This is a genomic window from Cupriavidus sp. IDO, assembly GCF_000812465.1.
Taxonomy (GTDB): domain Bacteria; phylum Pseudomonadota; class Gammaproteobacteria; order Burkholderiales; family Burkholderiaceae; genus Cupriavidus.
The window spans coordinates 50,959-68,201 of the sequence record NZ_JWMA01000033.1 but is presented as its reverse complement, the minus strand read 5'-3'; the positions used below and the strand labels follow the sequence as shown (position 1 = coordinate 68,201).

At 54.7% G+C, this 17,243-nt stretch carries 17 protein-coding genes; 13 read left to right on the top strand and 4 right to left on the bottom strand.

All coding sequences use genetic code 11. From position 1 onward, the window contains the following. Positions 1–58: 58 nt before the first annotated feature. The 13 genes from RM96_RS10730 (at position 59) to RM96_RS10670 (ending at position 13,658) form a co-directional block, all read left to right on the top strand. A complete protein-coding gene (locus tag RM96_RS10730) occupies positions 59–886 on the top strand; it encodes a GNAT family N-acetyltransferase (RefSeq protein WP_193752428.1) in 828 nt (275 codons plus the stop codon). A 14-nt stretch (positions 887–900) separates the two neighbouring features. Continuing rightward, the gene (locus tag RM96_RS10725) at positions 901–1,986 is read left to right on the top strand and encodes a DegT/DnrJ/EryC1/StrS family aminotransferase (protein ID WP_039010367.1); all 1,086 of its coding nucleotides are present in this window, start codon (positions 901–903) and stop codon (positions 1,984–1,986) included. An 11-nt stretch (positions 1,987–1,997) separates the two neighbouring features. Then, entirely contained in the window at positions 1,998–3,137 is a 1,140-nt protein-coding gene (locus tag RM96_RS10720; protein WP_082016503.1) for a DegT/DnrJ/EryC1/StrS family aminotransferase, read from the top strand. A gap of 9 nt (positions 3,138–3,146) precedes the next feature. Next, entirely contained in the window at positions 3,147–4,511 is a 1,365-nt protein-coding gene (locus tag RM96_RS10715) for a lipopolysaccharide biosynthesis protein (RefSeq protein WP_039010366.1), read from the top strand. A gap of 13 nt (positions 4,512–4,524) precedes the next feature. Then, positions 4,525–5,535: a polysaccharide biosynthesis protein gene (locus tag RM96_RS10710; protein WP_039010365.1), complete on the top strand. Its 1,011-nt coding sequence runs from the start codon at positions 4,525–4,527 to the stop codon at positions 5,533–5,535. Beyond that, positions 5,535–6,713 (top strand): glycosyltransferase family 2 protein, encoded by a 1,179-nt coding sequence (locus RM96_RS10705; RefSeq protein WP_082016502.1) that lies wholly within the window; start codon positions 5,535–5,537, stop codon positions 6,711–6,713. The genes RM96_RS10710 and RM96_RS10705 overlap by 1 nt, the downstream gene beginning before the upstream one ends. 63 nt (positions 6,714–6,776) lie before the next feature. Continuing rightward, complete coding sequence (locus tag RM96_RS10700; RefSeq protein WP_039010364.1) at positions 6,777–7,841, top strand: EpsG family protein; 1,065 nt, start codon at positions 6,777–6,779, stop codon at positions 7,839–7,841. A 2-nt stretch (positions 7,842–7,843) separates the two neighbouring features. Further along, the gene (locus RM96_RS37005) at positions 7,844–8,653 is read left to right on the top strand and encodes a glycosyltransferase family 2 protein (protein ID WP_082016501.1); all 810 of its coding nucleotides are present in this window, start codon (positions 7,844–7,846) and stop codon (positions 8,651–8,653) included. Positions 8,654–8,662: 9 nt separating this feature from the next. Then, a complete protein-coding gene (locus RM96_RS10690) occupies positions 8,663–9,784 on the top strand; it encodes a DUF1972 domain-containing protein (protein ID WP_039010362.1) in 1,122 nt (373 codons plus the stop codon). A 32-nt stretch (positions 9,785–9,816) separates the two neighbouring features. Next, positions 9,817–10,818 (top strand): glycosyltransferase family 2 protein, encoded by a 1,002-nt coding sequence (locus RM96_RS10685; protein WP_063925980.1) that lies wholly within the window; start codon positions 9,817–9,819, stop codon positions 10,816–10,818. A 102-nt stretch (positions 10,819–10,920) separates the two neighbouring features. Further along, positions 10,921–11,265: a 4-amino-4-deoxy-L-arabinose-phospho-UDP flippase gene (locus RM96_RS10680; RefSeq protein WP_238587221.1), complete on the top strand. Its 345-nt coding sequence runs from the start codon at positions 10,921–10,923 to the stop codon at positions 11,263–11,265. Between the two features lie 39 nt (positions 11,266–11,304). Continuing rightward, positions 11,305–12,633, top strand: a complete 1,329-nt coding sequence (locus RM96_RS10675; protein WP_152624088.1) for a hypothetical protein — start codon at positions 11,305–11,307, stop codon at positions 12,631–12,633. 272 nt (positions 12,634–12,905) lie between these two features. Continuing rightward, a complete protein-coding gene (locus RM96_RS10670; RefSeq protein WP_238587220.1) occupies positions 12,906–13,658 on the top strand; it encodes a class I SAM-dependent methyltransferase in 753 nt (250 codons plus the stop codon). A 40-nt stretch (positions 13,659–13,698) separates the two neighbouring features. Here RM96_RS10670 and RM96_RS10665 read toward each other — a convergent pair whose 3' ends face one another. From RM96_RS10665 to rfbA, 4 genes are all read right to left on the bottom strand, one after another. After that, positions 13,699–14,589 (bottom strand): hypothetical protein, encoded by an 891-nt coding sequence (locus RM96_RS10665; RefSeq protein ID WP_052279445.1) that lies wholly within the window; start codon positions 14,587–14,589, stop codon positions 13,699–13,701. Between the two features lie 3 nt (positions 14,590–14,592). Then, a complete protein-coding gene (locus RM96_RS10660; protein WP_039010357.1) occupies positions 14,593–15,690 on the bottom strand; it encodes an MraY family glycosyltransferase in 1,098 nt (365 codons plus the stop codon). A 123-nt stretch (positions 15,691–15,813) separates the two neighbouring features. After that, on the bottom strand, positions 15,814–16,365 hold the full coding sequence (rfbC, locus tag RM96_RS10655) for a dTDP-4-dehydrorhamnose 3,5-epimerase (protein ID WP_039010355.1): 552 nt from the start codon (positions 16,363–16,365) through the stop codon (positions 15,814–15,816). Next, positions 16,362–17,240: a glucose-1-phosphate thymidylyltransferase RfbA gene (gene rfbA, locus RM96_RS10650; protein WP_039010354.1), complete on the bottom strand. Its 879-nt coding sequence runs from the start codon at positions 17,238–17,240 to the stop codon at positions 16,362–16,364. Before rfbA ends, rfbC begins: the two co-directional genes overlap by 4 nt. Positions 17,241–17,243 lie beyond the last annotated feature (3 nt).

Sequence of the window (17,243 nt, the reverse complement as noted above, 5' to 3'; positions counted from 1 at the left end):
ATTCCGGGGTCAGCGATCAGGATGTTCTCCAGCCGAGACTAACGGGACGAGGTGTGAATTGAGCGAACTGTCATTGCAGTACTCGGTACATCGAGGTGTGCCACCGGCTGCCCAGGCGCTGATCTGGGAGGTATTTTTCAGCTCCAGAGGGCGCGGAATCGACCTGCCCACGCATTACCCGTGGATTGACGCCGGGATCGGGGTGACATCTGTCCTGATCAGTCAGGATGACGGGAACGACGTGAAGTCGACGGCTGCGGCTCTCATCATCAAAGAGGCAACGTTTCTCAACGCCGAGACCGTCGGACTAGTTGGCATGGTCTGTGTCGGCAAAGCGTTCCGGGGCCAAGGGCTCAGCCACAAACTCCTTGCTGCTGCAACGGAAGTCGGCAAGGAAAAATCCTACAACTCGCTGATCCTCTGGACGAACAAGCCCGATGTCTATGCCAGGCACGGTTTCGTCGTGGACAGCCACGACAGGTATGGAACTGTGTGGAGGCATCCGGCGGCTGACGATGACAGCGTTTTCTGTCACGACCTGACCGATATAACAGTAGAGAACAGGTCAACTCAGGGCGTCCCGGCGTTCGCCAAAAGCGTGGTGACTTTCAGCAATCACGTGGCCTCCATAACGGTACTCCCGACCATGCAGGGATACACCCTGGCGGAGTGGACCGGCAATTGGGATGCCATTTTTGAGATCATCGACAAGATTCTTCCAGAAAGATGGAATCTAAATGCTCCGGCGGACTCGGAAATTTACGCAGAGCTGGTCAATCGGGGTTACCGCTCGGAACTGCAAGCAAGTTCCCAGCGAATGATCAGCAATCTCTCGGGCAAGAGCCTCCCGGACCTGCCATATATATCATTGCTTAACCGCATCTAAGTGAAATATTCAATATGATCCCGATCGTCAAGGTAGCAATGCCCGCCAAATCGGCCCTCATGCCCGCGTTGGAAGAGGTTCTCTACAGCGGCATGATTGCCGAGGGAGAATCCGTTTACCGATTCGAGTCAGAGTTCAACAAGAAATTCGGATTGAAGCATTCGCTCGCAATGAGCAGCGGAACCGGCGCGCTTCACGCGGCGCTGACGTTGGCCGGTGTCGGCCCTGGCGATGAGGTGATTTCCACGCCAATGACTGCGGAGCCGACCAATACGTCGATCCTCTACAACGGCGCAAAAGTGGTCTGGGCCGATGTCGATCCGGCATCGGGCAATATGTGCCCCGAATCGGTCCGCAATTGCATCACGAGCCGGACCAAGGCAATCCTTTGCGTTCACTATGCTGGCTACCCGGTGCGCCTTGCCGAGCTGAAGCGGCTCGCCGACGAGCACGGAATCGCTCTCATCGAAGATTGCGCCCACGCTCTGGGAGCACGCTATCAGGACCGGCCCATCGGCACGATCGGCCACTACGGAATCTATTCCTTCCAGGCCATCAAACACATGACCACTGTCGATGGTGGCCTGCTGACGCTCAGCGACGAATCGCAACTGGACGCGGCAAAGAAATTCCGCTGGTTCGGAATGCTCAAGGGTGTTCCGCGCACCGAGATCGATATCACCAGCGTTGGCTACAAGTACAACATGAATAACGTCAACGCCACGATCGGACTGGTTCAGTTGCAGAACATCTCGGCCGTCCTCGATCGGCACATCGAGAATGGCAAGTTCTACGACGCCCAGCTGGAATCGGTCAGCGGGGTCGACTTTGCGCGCTGCGATGCCGTCGCCGAGCCAAGCTACTGGATTTACACCCTGTTGTGCGACGACAGCGCGAGCGTCGAAAAGGCGCTTAACGCTGCAGGAATCGCCGCATCGAAACTTCATCGCCCCAACAGTCTCCACAGCATCTTCGCCGCATCCCGCAGGGAATTGCCCGGCCTGGAGGCGTTCTACAAAAGGCTGCTTCACATCCCGTGCGGCTGGTGGGTCAGCGATGAAGATCGCGAGCGTATCGTCGATGCGATCAGGAAAGGCTAAGGAAACCCAAAATGAAGCAAATACCATTGTTCGGAGTCGTCCACACCCCCGAAATGGAGGCTGCGGCTCTGGAAGTCCTGCGCTCCGGTCGCATCGCCAGCGGCGAGTACGTGGCAAAGTTTGAAAAGGGTATTGGCGACCTTGTCGGCCAACCCCACGTGGTTTCCACCCAGGATATGACAAGCGCGATGTTTCTTGCCTTGCATCTCGCCGGGGTCCGCCCCGGGGACGAAGTCCTGACCACCGCCTTTTCCTGCATGGCCACCAATTCCGCGATTGCGCATTGCGGGGCCACACCGGTATGGGTAGATGTACTTCCGCGCTCGGTTGAAATGGACGTCGCCGATGCCGCGCGAAAGGTCAGCGACAAGACAAAGGCCGTGATCATGTATCACGTAGCCGGCTACCCTGGCCCGGCCAGGGAAATGGCCGAGCTGTGCAAGGCGCGTGGCATTGCATTTATCGAAGACTGCAACAACGCCCTGTTTGCCACGCAGGACGGCGCTCACGTCGGCGGTCTCGCGGATTTCTCGATCTATTCCTTCTATCCGAATCGTCAGATCAATTGCACCGAAGGAGGTGCGCTGGCGTGCAAATCGGCGGAAATGGCACGCAAGGCTCTTCAGCTCAGGCGCTTTGGCATCGAGAGCTCAGGGTTCCGCACCACGCAAGGGGAAATCAATCCGGACGCCGATATCCCCGAGATCGGGTGGGCTTACACGATGAACAATCTGTGCGCGGCACTCGGATACGCCCAGTTGGAGACCGCACGGGAAAAAGTCGAGCAGGCCCGCTCCAACGTGACCAGGCTTACGGCACGGCTCGCGGAAGTCGAGGGTATTAGCACCGTGCGCGCCGCCAATGGCGCAGACCCGGCGTATTGGGTAATGCTCTGCCTGGCCGAAAACAGGGACACGCTGCTTCAGCAACTGAAAGACCGGGGCATTTCCGCGTCCATCCTGCACCATCGGAATGACACCTATAGCGGGTTCCATGCGAACCGCCTGGGCCCGCTCACTCATACCGCCTATTTGCAAAACCATATTGTCGCCATTCCTTGCGGATGGTGGCTGACCCAGACTGACGTTGACACTATCGGCGACGTGTTCGCGCGCTCGGCAGTCGAGTCGCTGAATTCCGGACAGAGCTGAAAGGTACTGATGAAATTGCTCCGTGCCGCCGCACTCGACATGGTGATGCTGTATGCCGGCAAAGTGTCGGCAGTGCTAGTAGGGTTCATCTTCCTGCCGTTCTATCGACACCAACTCGGCCCTGAACAGTTTGGCATTGTTGCCGTAATCCTGTCGCTCCAGAGTCTCCTGATCATGCTGGATCTGGGCATGTCGACCTTGCTCGGTCGTGAGGTGGCAGTCAACCGCTCTAGCTCGCCCGAACTAGTGTCGCTTGTGCATACGGCAGAGGTTAGCCTCACCGGCTTTTATCTCCTGCTGCTACCGATCGCCGTAGGCCTAAAGGCTCTGGGGGCTTTCGCCAGCATTGAGTGGAGCACAATCGTGGGTACGATTGTGCTCTTTTGGGTGCTGGTTCTCCAGAACACGTACTACGGGACGATGCTAGCCCGCCGCGAGTATGCGGCGGCAAGTACGATTCAGGTGATTGGCGTGGCAGCCCGCGCATGCGTCACGGCCTATGTTCTGGCGACCATCTCGAACACGATGTCCGCCTTCATCGCCACACAGCTCATATTTGCCGTGGGGCAGGCACTGGTCACGCGCCACTACTGTCTCGCATACTGGCGCGGCGCCACCTCGCGACAGTCCAGCCTGCCACACGCCAGTATCCGGGATGCGTGGGAGCTGATAAAAAAGGGGCGTGCACTGGTACTCTTCTCGGCTGCAGGCGCAGCCGTTACGCAGTTGGACAAGCCCCTGGTATCCGGCATGATTTCCGCCAACAGCGTGTCGCCCTACTTTCTGGCGACGACCGTTTGTATGGTTCCGTTATCATTGCTGGGCGGACCCATCAGCCAGTATTTTCAGCCCCGTGTGCTGAATCAGAATATCGCAGGCAACGATTTCCCCAAAGCCACGATCTATAGATTCGTACTCTGCACAATCCTGATCACTACCGTACCTTGCCTTGTCTTCTGGCTGGCGCGGGATCTCCTGATTGGCCTGTGGGTTGGCCACAATCATGACAACGAGATAATATCCCACTACGTAAAGATTCTCTTGCCGGGCTTTGTCGTGGGCGCCTTTGGCTATATTCCGTACACATTGCTGCTCTACGCGAAGGACTTTCGCTTCCAGGCAGTAGCCTCGATGATTCTGAGTATCGTCACGTTGGCATTGGCCGCGCTGGCAGCCTATAAACAGAGTGTTGAAGCCGTATGCTATGTGTACGCAGGCTATCACATATCGTCAACCGCCAGCAGTTGGATTAGGGCACTTACCCTCGAAAAGGTCGGTTCGACGGCAAGATATTCCGCGGTATTAGCACTGCAACTCATAGTACCACTCATGGTCATTGCCGCCCTGGCTCAATTTTTGATTATTAATTTTTGAGAGATTTTCACAAATGTTCGATAACAAGGTTTTGATGATCACCGGGGGCACCGGCTCGTTCGGCAATACGGTTCTGAATCGTTTCCTGCATTCCTCTGTGAAAGAAATCATCGTCTTCAGTCGTGACGAGAAAAAGCAGGAAGACATGCGCATTGCCATCAATAACCGCAAGGTCAAATTTCATATTGGCGATGTTCGCAACTATGAAAGCGTCGCCCGTGCCATGGAAGGCGTCGATTATGTGTTTCATGCAGCGGCTCTGAAGCAGGTACCATCCTGCGAGTTCTACCCGATGGAGGCGACGCTTACCAATGTCGTCGGGACTGAAAACGTCCTGAACGCCGCTATCACCAACAAGGTCAAGCGTGTTGTCGTACTGAGCACCGACAAGGCGGTGTACCCGATCAATGCAATGGGTATTTCCAAGGCCATGGCTGAAAAGATCATGGTGGCAAAGTCACGAACCATCCGCGAGGGCAGCACGGTTCTTTGCGCCACCCGCTATGGCAACGTAATGGCATCGCGTGGATCGGTGATTCCGCTATTTATCGAAAAGATCAAGGCCGGTAAGTCCCTGACCGTGACCGATCCCAAGATGACCCGCTTCCTGATGTCGCTGGAAGACTCCGTCGATCTCGTACTGCACGCCTTCCAGCATGGCACGCAAGGCGACATCTTCGTGCAGAAGGCCCCAGCCTCCACCATCGAGGATCTGGGACAAGCTCTGAAGGAACTGCTCAATAGCTCCGCCCCCGTCGAAATTATCGGTACGCGGCACGGCGAAAAGCTCTATGAGACCCTGGTATCCCGCGAAGAAATGGCAAAGGCGGAAGATATGGGCCGCTATTACCGAATCCCTGCGGACAATCGCGACCTGAACTATGACAAGTTTATTCTGGAAGGCCAGCCCGACGCCAACGACGTTGACGACTACACCTCCCACAACACCGAGCGATTGAATGTGGAACGCATCAAACAACTGCTGCTAACACTTTCATATGTTCGTAAACAGGTGAAGCTGTAATGCGGCCGCTTGTATCAGTCATCATCCCCACTCACGGTCGCCCGGAATGCGCAGTCTCTACGATTCGCGCTGTGCTGGCGGCCTCCGAGGAGCTAGAGGTTGTCGTCAGCGACACCAGCACTGAGGACAGGATATCGCCGCATTTTGGGGGCCAGGGTATCCCTCGCCTGAAGCTACTTCGGCCCGGCGAGCCGCTCAGCGTGGTGGACAACTTCAATTACGCGCTGAGCCACGCGAGCGGAGAGTACCTCGCATTCATCGGGGATGATGATCTGGTGTCTCCGCAGATCGCGGAGATCGCCCATTGGGGCGTCGCCAACAATGTCGATGCCTTCAGCTTCAGCTTCCCCATGCTGTATTACTGGCCGACCTTTGCCAGCACGACGCGATGGAAGGCCGAGGGAAGCACGCTCGTGGTGAGTGACTTTGACGGTCGGGTTACGCCATTCGACGCGAAGGAAGAACTGTCAACAGCCCTGCGCAATATGGGGGCTGGCGTGCTGGGCATGCCCCGGGCATATGCGGGAATGATTTCCCGTCAACTGGTCAAGCGCATAATCGAGACGCACGGTGCGCTGTTTGGCGGTGTCAGCCCGGATATCTATAGTGCTGCGTTGATCTCCATAGAAAGCAGGAAGAGCTATCGCGTCAATTTTCCGATCGTGGTGCCTGGCGCTTGTGCCGGGAGCACTTCCGGAAAGAGCGCGCGAGGCCGCCATGTCGGGGGCTTGCGAGATAACGCACATATTGGCGCGTTCAAGAATCTCGTATGGGACAGCCGTGTACCGGAGTACTACAGCGTTCCGACGGTATGGGGATACTCCCTGCTCAAGGGCATTGAAGACAAGCCGCAATGGCTGGGGAAGGCGGATTTCTCGATGTTGTATCTGCGCTGCCTGATCAGTGATCCGCAATACAAAGACATGGTGATGAGCTGCTTGCTGCAGCACGCACGCAAGAACGGCATTCTGGCAACGACATTTGAGCTCGTTGGTGCAGCTGTGCGCGAGGCGACTCGCATCGGACGCGCGATCGCCCAGCGTCAATTGAAACGGTTTCTCCCGGACAATACCGTGGTACTTCGCGACGTGCTGGATACCGAGCAAGCTTTTGAGGTTGCCTCGCAGCACATCAGGAAGATGGGCAAGAAACTGGAACTGACGAAGAGCGGCTCATGAAGCGTTGTCTGCTGGCACAAGTCAGGCTCGCCTTGAGCATGCTGCAACCGGACGCACCATCCTATGTTTCTGACTGACATTGTCCTGATGGCCACTGTGTTGGGGCTGTCGTCGGGCTTCGGCGTGCGCCTGCTGAACGTCCGGCAGCCATCGCCGCATCTGGTCGGCGGCGTCACGGCAGCCAGTTTCATCGTCGTGATGATGTGTTTTCGCAGCCTCAGTTTTGGGGTGGACACGGTTGCATACGCCGAGATCTTTACCGACTTCTGTAAAGGCGGCTTGATCGGAGATCGCGAATCCAGTTTTCAGATCGCAACGAACGTTCTGAACTACACCATGTTTGGCAGTTGCGATACGAGTCTTCTGCCTGCGGTGTGGATCTTCCTGATCGTTTTGCCAGTGTTCGTCTTGCCTGCACCGTGGCGCGTCCGTTTATGCTACCTATCGGCATTCCTGCTGTCGCTTATTGGTATCGAGCTGTCTACAAATGCACTGAGGCAGGGCTTGTCTGTAGGACTGATGGTACTGGCCGTATCGTTGGCTCCCGTCAGTCTGCTTTTTACCTTGCTGTTTGGCGCGCTTGCCATGGCTTTTCACACCAGTGCCGGTCTGGTGATGCTGGGGTATTTTTTGGCGCGGCAGAACTGGAAGATTTTTCTGACCTTGATCGCAGGCCTGATTATTATTACCCTGCACTCCCTCCACAGTTCGGTTGAGCTACCGCTCGTCTCGCGGTTTCTGTATGAAATCAACAAGTATGCGGCACACGAAAGCAGCGAACTTTGGATTCGTGTTCTTGCATTTGCGTGCGTAATCGCTGCATTGCTGGCGCCGTTGCTGTCCCGTCGGGCTGGGACCACGATTGAGGGTATCCTGTCGTACAAGCCATATGCGATAGCACTACGGCTGGCCATTGTTTGCACACTGTTCCTTGGCTTGCCTTATTTTGGGTATCGCTTTATCTATGGCACGTACCCGATAATCCTTTTCCTCACACTCAGCCCTTCGCTCGATTCATACGCCGAATCTGGCAAGAATTTTCTTGCACTATCTGCGATGAATATTGCAATCCTGCTCACCTGGGCAGCCGGCTCGACCTACATGCGCGAGCTTCCTTTTTTCGGGTGATTATGCAATTCAATGCTCCTGCGAGACCGACTGGATTGTCGGTAGTGATTCCCACATTAAATCGCCTGGATATGGTGCTTCGGGCATGTCAGTCGGTTATTTCAGACCAGACTGACCGCGTCGAAATCATCGTCATCGACGACGCCTCTAAAGAGGATTTGCGGCCGCAGCTCCCGAAAATCAACAATCATAACATTCCGATCCGTTGCTATCGGTTCGTGCACAATCGAGGGCCACAGGCAGCGCGGAATCTGGGCATAAGGAGAGCACAATTCAGCCACATCGCCTTCTTGGACTCTGATGACGCGTTCACTCCAGATAAGATCGATCTCGTACTTCAGCAACTGGATAACGCCCCGATTGATCTGCTGTTTCATGGTGTTCAGGGGATGCCGAAATATGGTAAGCTTGCCCGTTTTTGGACCAACGCGCTGAGCAACTGGATGCCGTTCGGCTGGTGGATTGCACTTCTTAATCCCGTAGTCACGCCCGCATTGGTTATTCGTCGAGAGCGGCGACTCGGGTTGGAGCGACTTCGGCATTGTGAGGACTGGTGCTTTCTTCTTCGCTACGTCCAATCCGACACTCGAATTTGTTTTCTTCCGCAGGAATTATCTATTGTCTATCGACCGGCCGGCACCAGTGGCGGATTATCTGGCGCAATATGGAAGATGCGCAAGGGCGAGTTCGCAGCGCGTCGGGTTCTCTTGAAATCACCTTGGCCTACTGGTCTTCTGCGGTATTGCGTCGGTGGCGTTGCGGGTCTTTTTCGAATAATGAGTGACGTCCTGCGCGGACGGTATCTACGCTAAGTCAGGGCTATGGCGACTGTTTATCTGATTGGGGTACGCGGCATTCCGAACCGCTACGGAGGTTTTGAAAGACTGGTAGAGGTTCTTGCACCGCACCTGGTAAGCCAAGGCCATGATGTAACTGTGTTTTGCAATCAGGATCCTACTGTCAACAAGGATGGGGTTGACGAGGACTTCTGGATGGGAGTAAGACGCAGATTCATTCCGGTGCGAAGCAGTGGCCCGCTCGGCACCGTCGAATATGACTGGCGTTCATTCAAAGAGGTCCCGGCAGGTGCTGTCGCACTGATCTTTGGCTATGGCACCGGGATATTCCAGCGCTATCTGAATCAGCGCGGTATTCCGCATGCCGTCAACATGGACGGCATCGAGTGGCGGCGCGAGAAGTGGGGACGTCTTGCGCGCATCTGGCTGCGCATGAATGAGCGGGCGGCGGCCAGCAAGGCAAATATCCTGATAGCTGATCACCCCGAAATCCAGCGCTACCTGCAGGAGGAGCTTGGCAAGGATTCCACCATGATTGCTTATGGTGTGGATGACGATGCCCTGCAGCCTGACGACAGGAGCGATCTTTCGCATCCCCTGCTCGCGCAGTACCCGGATCAGAGCTTTTCCCTCGTCGTTGCACGCGCGGAACCGGAAAACCAGATCCACGTGATACTCGAGGCATTTGAACGAAGCCGGAAGAATAGTCCGATGGTCGTTCTGGGCAACTTCGAGGTGAACGACTACGGCCGCCAGCTTCGTGCTAGGCACCCCAATGTCCATTTCGCCGGTGGCGTCTACAACACGCGCGTGCTCAATGAACTGAGGCGTCGCAGCAAACTGTACATCCATGGTCATTCAGTCGGAGGCACCAATCCGTCCCTGATTGAAGCCATGGCTGCCGGTGCGCTGCTGGTAGCTCACGACAATCCTTTCAATCGGTGGGTTCTTGGCGGCGATGCGTCCGGACTGTACTTCAAGGAGGCTGTGGACTTGGCCGCGCACCTGGACAATCCACCTGCGCCGGCAGCACGTACGGCGATGATTGGTGCAGCACAACAGCGCTGCATCGATCAGTTTCTTTGGCGCAGGATATTGGATGAGTACGATGGCGTTGTCGCTCGTCTCGTGCAGGCGAAGCACTGAGCATACGAGTCTGATGCCAAGTTAACATGACAATGAGTCATCCCCCAAATATCGCAGTTGTAATACCGGCATATAACGTCCGCAGTCACATCCTGGGCGTCATCGCAGAAATCGGTGATCTGGTCAGCCGCATCTATGTCATTGACGATTGCTGTCCGGAGGAATCCGGCGCACTCGTCGCAAGCGAATGCGCGGACGCCAGGGTGAAGGTGATCAGGCTGCCCAAGAACCTGGGAGTTGGGGGGGCCGTCATGGCCGGCTATCGGGCTGCCATTGAGGAAGAGATGGACATCATGGTCAAGATCGATGGTGATGGCCAGATGGACCCGCAATACATCGGCGATTTCGTCGAGCCCATCCTGGCCGGTGAAGCCGATTACACCAAAGGAAACCGCTTCTTCAATCTCGATAGCCTGAATCAAATGCCGAGGGTCAGGTTACTTGGAAATGCTGCATTGTCCTTCATGAGCAAGCTGTCATCCGGGTATTGGGATCTCTTCGATCCCACCAACGGGTATACCGCCATCCATAGCGAAGTGGCTCGGCAGCTGCCAATGGAGAAGATCAGCCGGCGGTATTTTTTCGAGTCAGACATGTTGTTCAGGCTGAATACGCTGCGGGCGGTTGCGGTCGATATTCCGATGAACTCGAGATATGGCGACGAAATCAGCAACCTGAAGATCGGCAAGATAGTCGGTGAGTTTCTTGTAAAGCATATTCGAAATTTCGCGAAACGTGTGTTTTACAATTATTATCTCCGTGATCTCTCGATTGCCTCCCTCGAGCTTCCGCTCGGCCTGGCAATGCTGGCATTTGGTTTCATTTTTGGTGTCGTCGAGTGGGCGCAATCCTTCAAGGATCACACACCTGCGTCTGCTGGGACAGTCATGCTCGCCGGTCTGCCGGTAATCGTCGGACTGCAGTTCGTGCTGGCATTTCTGGCCTATGACATTGGATCAGTTCCCCGACGACCGCTTCATAGAAGCAAAGTTAGGAAAAAGGCATTTCGCGTTACCAGCGGGGAAAGGAGATAAAGAAGGAGGATCGGGGATGGACTGGTGTCGGCGGTGATCTTCCTCACGGCGTCAATGTTTCATCGCGTCGCATGCATATATAACAAGGAAAGGGAACGACCTGTGATCATTACCTATGCAGTAGCCCTGTTGTGCGCAATTGGGCTGGCTCTTGGGCAAATATTGTTCAAAATGAGCGCAAATGCTTCCCAGACCGGTGGAAGCTTTTTTTCTGCCAAGCCCCTCGCAACGCTGTTCGCAGCGATGCTTCTTTATGGGCTAACTTCAATTGTCTGGGTATGGGTGCTCCAGCGTATCCAGCTTGGCAAGGTTTACCCCTTGATGGCCTTAGCCTTTGTACTCGTACCCATTGGCAGCTATTTTGTTTTTTGCGAACGCTTTCAGACGCAGTACATATTTGGCGTAGTTTTCATTCTGATCGGCGTTATTTTGACGACGGGCTCATGATTTCTCACATCGAGATTAAGTTACACTGCCGGCATGACCATGAGTAACGCGAAATACAAGGCGCTCACGATTGCAGTAACGGCGCTACTCGTTCTGACTATCTGGACATGTTTTGCTCCCGGCTTCATGTCCAACGATTCCGTCATGCAGTACCGCAGCGCGCTCGATCACAGCTACACCGACAGCCACCCGGCAATAATGTCGTATGTATGGCACCTGTGCCTGAAATTGATACCCGGCCCGCAGAGTCTGCTGGTATTGCATCTGGCCCTGCTTGTGCTCGGGATCTTTGCCTGGCAGTTGAATATTTCCAACCCTCCCTGGAAACTTCTCATCCCCGCCATTTTCTTTTTACCTTGGATTCTGAACTTTACCGGTGTCCTATGGAAGGACGTTGGCATGGCCTTCTCGTTGCTGGTGGCGTCCGGGTTCCTGCTCAATAACAAGAGAAGCATCAAACTCGCCGTGCTGGGAGTGCCTTTCCTTTTTTATGCGTTTGCCGTGCGGCATAACGCCATTCTCGCTACTGCGCCCCTTATTTTCGTCGCGGCGCTATACCACCTGCGTGCAAGCAGAGCCGTCTACGGACTACTGATCACTGGCTTGGTCTCAGTAGCATTCTGGTTCATCGTCTCAATGATCAGCTATGACCTCCTGAAAGCTGAAAAGAAGCACCTGGAGACATTCCTGATGGGTGACGAGATTGCGATGATATCGGTCCAGACAGGACAGAACTTGCTGCCATGGGTGAGACAGGACGACCTTGAAACCTGCACCAAGCCTCGAATCTTGTATGAGCGAGCATTGTGCTTCATCGGCCGCGGCTATGATCCGAGCGGCAGTCTCGTGACACATGTACCGTATGAATTCACCCATAGGCTTTGGAAGGAGACCGTACTCGCTCACCCTCTGCTCTCCGCAAAGATACGGTGGGATGCCTTCCTGTATTTTCTTCGTTCTCCACAACTCTCGCCCGGATATGTATGGCAGCCGGGTATCATGCAGAACGATATGAATATTACTTTGTCGCGACCGGATCAAGCACAATCTCTGGAGAATTTTGTCACGAAGAGTCAGAACGGCATTCTGAGTGAATTTTTTAAGCCCTACACCTGGCTGATGCTCTCATTATTCATGCTGATATTGGGTGCCAGCATGAAACAGTCCGTGGAGAGAATGCAGGTTATCGCCCTGAACCTATCGGCATTGGGATGCTATTTCAGCTTGCTGGCCGCCGTACCGTCGATTGATTTTCGATATGCCTATTGGTGCATTATTGCAACCAATCTGTCGCTAGTTATCTTTCTGGCTACACGCCGGGGTAGAAGCAAGTCGGTGAGCCAGTCGTTGGCGACTGCACGCTATTGAAGCATGCGTCCGGTGGCGCGAACCTAAGCGCACCAATACACCAAGCGACTGACCGCGTTCGACATGATCCGTGGTGTAGGAGCCCATGTGGAGCACATAGGACTCGAAGTAACGCAGGAACGTCGTTAAATCTTTGTATGACCGGTAAGGATATGTCTTTCGATAAACACGCCAGTTCCTGCCCCTCCTGCAGCAATGAAACCAAAGCCGGGCTCCTGTCCTGGCATAGAGTATGTCCGGTATGCGGCTATGAAGCAGGCGACTTCGAACCAATGATCAACGACGAGGCGGCGCATTTCTCCATCGACGAGGAGGATCGCGAAGCAGGGCTACGAGAAATACGAGTACAGAATTTCAAGGAAATACTCGACCTGATTCAGCAGAATGAAGCGAGAAACTCGGGGCGACTGCTCGATGTGGGATGTGCTCATGGGTGGTTTCTGGAGGAAGCAGCTTCTCGCTACTCAGTGCTTGGCGTGGAGCCCGACTCACAGGTCTTCATGCGCACGGCTGCGAAAGGACTGCCGGTCCGCAAGGGTTATTTTCCCGAAGCGCTGGAGCCTGATGAGCAATTCCACGCGATCGTGTTCAACGATGTGTTCGAGCATATCCCCGACGTGCATGCGATCACGGCTGTCTGCCATCAACGCCTCGTTCCCGGTGGACTGCTCGTCCTGAACCTTCCGAACAGCAAAGGCTTCTTTTATCGTCTGTCAAAATTGTTCGCTCGGCTTGGGTGGGCGGGTCCGTTCGAGCGGCTTTGGCAAAAAGGATTTCCGTCGCCCCATGTTCACTACTTCAACAGCGCGAACCTCACCGACTTGGTATCACGCCATGGATTTGCCTTGGTAAAGCGTGCGGAGCTGCCTTCGATCCGCGCGAAGGGCATGCTGTCGCGCATGCGCTTTGATAAATCGGCAAGCTCGTGGAGCGTCTGGGTCCAATATCTCGGAATCATGGCAGTTCTTCCTCTGACTCGCCTGTTTCCGAGCGATGTACTGGTGTGTCTCTACCGCCGCGAGTGAAGTATGCCGGCATTCATGCCGGCATTCAAAAGCGCCCTCACTACAGTTGCTTCACACGACGCCTCGTTTCAATCGCGATACCAAGAAGCAAACTCAGGAGCAGGCCGATCACCAGGCCGGCAGCACCAAACAGCGCCTTGCTTGGGTACACGTATCGCCTGCTCGCTTCGACCGGGCCGAGCAGGTGCGTGTTGAATGTACGCTCCTTACTCAGGAGTTCGTGAAGCGAGTTCTTGCGAAACCGCAAGAAGCGAAGCGCTTTCTCGTTTTCAGTGACCATCTCACTAAGTAGAACATTCTCGGAAAATTTTCCGGCGACGCCTGCCTGACCACGGGTCTTTACAAGCTCACTCAGCGCGTCACGGCGCTTCCCTTCAGAAATCACGCCCTGCTCTACCTCTGCCAGATCAGCATTTAGCCTATCCAGGGACGGCCGCATCAATCCTGCATGAACGCGACTCAACTCATCTCCAATTGCCCGTGCGGCGCGCTTGGCCTCCTCTGGCGAATAACCCCTTACAGCGAACTGTATGAGATCCGTACCATTCAGTATCGTCGACTTCAACGAGCGCCGGATCAGAACTGCGGTTGCACCCTCATCGAGCCCCACGTTTTGGCCGAGGTCCTTCAAGACGCTGTTCGTGAATTGTGGCATTCTCAACCGCTCCAGTGCCCGTGCGGCCGGCTCAATCGGGGTCGGCGGAGCAGGCGCGGTCGTCGCCTCGTTCGCAATTTGACCTATCTGCAATACCCCGACCGCCTCCCATTGTCTGGGAATCACAAACGTCACAGAAATACCGAAGGCTAGCCCGGCCAGACTCAAGATCAGGATCTTCCAGACGTGACATTTGAGAAAGCGCAATACGTCCTCAAACCTGATGGTTACACCCTCCTCCTCACCGCTCGGGGTGGGAATCGATTTCATTTCCATAACCTATCTCTTAATAATCATCCATCGTGGCGACTGAAACCGAACGATCCGCCAGTACAACCACACATACAAAGTAATGAACAGACCAATAAAAATCAGCAGAATAGTTCGGTTATTCCAGAATAAAGTCGCCGGCAGGACCGCCATGAGACTCAGAAGCCAGAGATAGGGCGACGTCATCGAATTTCTTCGCAGCTTGTGCCGTTCGTCTTTGCTGCAAACGGCCCATCGCATCAGACGCTGATAGATAAGAGTATGCAGATGAACGCCATCCGGATATCCGGCCGGCACCCCCTTCAGAACGCGTCGACGATAGATTGAGAACAGCGTCTCAAAGATCGGATATATCAACATCAGGACCGGGTACCAGGCAGACACTTGCGGATTGCGCAAGACCAGCAAGATCCCGCATTCCGCAAGAACGAATCCGATCAGATAGGCTCCGCCATCGCCAAGAAAGATATGGCCGGCCGGAAAATTCCAGATGAAGAATCCCAGAATCGCGCCAACCATGGCAAAGGCCACAGTGATAATCAATGGATCGGCTACCTGGAAGGATACGTATGCCAGCGAAACAAACATCATCATTGCCACCATCGATGCCAACCCGTTAAAACCGTCAATAATATTGATTGCATTGGCAACGCCCGCAACGGCAAACACCGTGATAACACCGGAAAGCAACGGCATTGCGAGCGCCATATCGAGAAGGTGAACATCGATACGAACGATGCGTGCATCGAGGAGATACGCCGCGAGGACTGCGGAAATCAGCGTTGCGATGAGTCGCTCTCTCGGACTTACACGCTTGGTCAGATCCTCAATGAATCCGGCAAAAAATGCAGGCGCGGCGCTACACAAAAGCCAAAGATAGGGAATGCCTATTGCCTTTGAATCCCGGAAAAGGAACACTGCAATGCTCACCCCAATCAGGGCAAGAGCAATGCCGAGTCCACCCACGCGAGGAACCGGGCGGGCATGGAATTTTTGAACCCCGTTCAGGTCCCAGTCCGCAGTAATGTGAGCGTGTACGCTTGAATAGCGTATCACAAGCAGCGTAAAGAGAAACGAAAGTACAAAAGCAATCGAAAGTGTCAGCATATGGGAAAGCGTTATACCACCACTGGGGCTGTGTTGCGATTGTTTACCGGCAGGCGATGATCACTTTTTTTTTTGCAATTCGCGGGGATGCGCTTGCCTGGTACGACAGTCACGGCGTTGCGGCTAGTCGAACAATTCAGCCTCGACCAGCTTTTTTCCAACAGCATCTTTTGCGGCGAGTATTGGATTTCCCTCAATCGGCCATTCAATGCCAACATCCGGATCATTCCATATCAGGCTCCGTTCATGCTCTGGGTGCCAATAATCAGTTACCTTGTACAGGAACTCTGCTTCGTCTGAAGTCACGACAAAGCCGTGGGCGAACCCCTCGGGAACCCATAGCTGTCGCTTGTTTTCTGACGATAGCGTAATGCCAATCCACTTTCCGAAGTTCGGCGAACTCCTGCGCATGTCCACGGCGACATCGAATACCTCACCTGCCACTACGCGGATCAGCTTGCCCTGTGAATGCTCGATCTGATAGTGTAGGCCACGCAGCACATTACGCGCCGAGCGCGAGTGATTATCCTGAACAAACGTGCGCTTCAACCCTGTCGCCAGCTCGAAATCCTTCAGGTTGAAGGACTCGAAAAAGAAGCCACGACTGTCTCCAAATACCTTGGGCTCAAGGATGAGCACCTCCGGAATGCTCGTAGGAATGACATTCAGACTCACTTGATCGCCTCCGACACAATCTGCCGCAAATACTTGCCATAACCGTTCTTGGCTAGCGGCCTGGCTAGTGCCTCGACCTGTTCGGCATTGATCCACTTACTTCGATAGGCAATCTCTTCGGGACAGGCCACCATAAGGCCTTGCCGATTTTGAAGTGTGGCGATGAAGCTGGCCGCCTCGAGCAGCGACTCATGGGTGCCTGTGTCCAGCCATGCATACCCTCGCCCCATGATCTCGACATTCAGTTCGCCTTTGGCCAGATAGTGCTTGTTCACATCCGTGATTTCCAGCTCTCCACGCGCTGAGGGCTTGATGCCGGCAGCAATATCGCAGACCTGGTTGTCGTAAAAGTAAAGACCGGTTACCGCATAGTTTGAACGCGGCTTCTCGGGCTTTTCTTCCAGCGACAGTGCGCGAAAGTGTTCGTCAAACTCGATCACCCCATATCGCTCCGGGTCGTGCACGTGATAAGCGAAAACCGTGGCTCCGTCATCCAGCTTCGTGGCGCTATGAAGCTGGCGCACGAGGTCGTGTCCGTGAAAGATATTGTCGCCGAGGATCAGGGTCGATGGGCTGTTCCCGATGAAATTGCGGCCGATGATGAAGGCTTGTGCAAGGCCATCAGGGGAGGGCTGCTCAGCATACTCAAGGTTAATGCCCCAGTTGCTCCCATCGCCAAGCATATCCGCAAATCGCGGAGTGTCTTCCGGTGTGGAAATAATAAGGATGTCACGAATCCCTGCCAGCATTAGCGTAGACAGCGGATAGTAGATCATCGGTTTGTCATACACCGGCAGCAATTGCTTGGAAACGGACCGTGTAATTGGGTAAAGCCGCGTACCGGAGCCTCCGGCTAGGATAATTCCCTTGCGCATGTT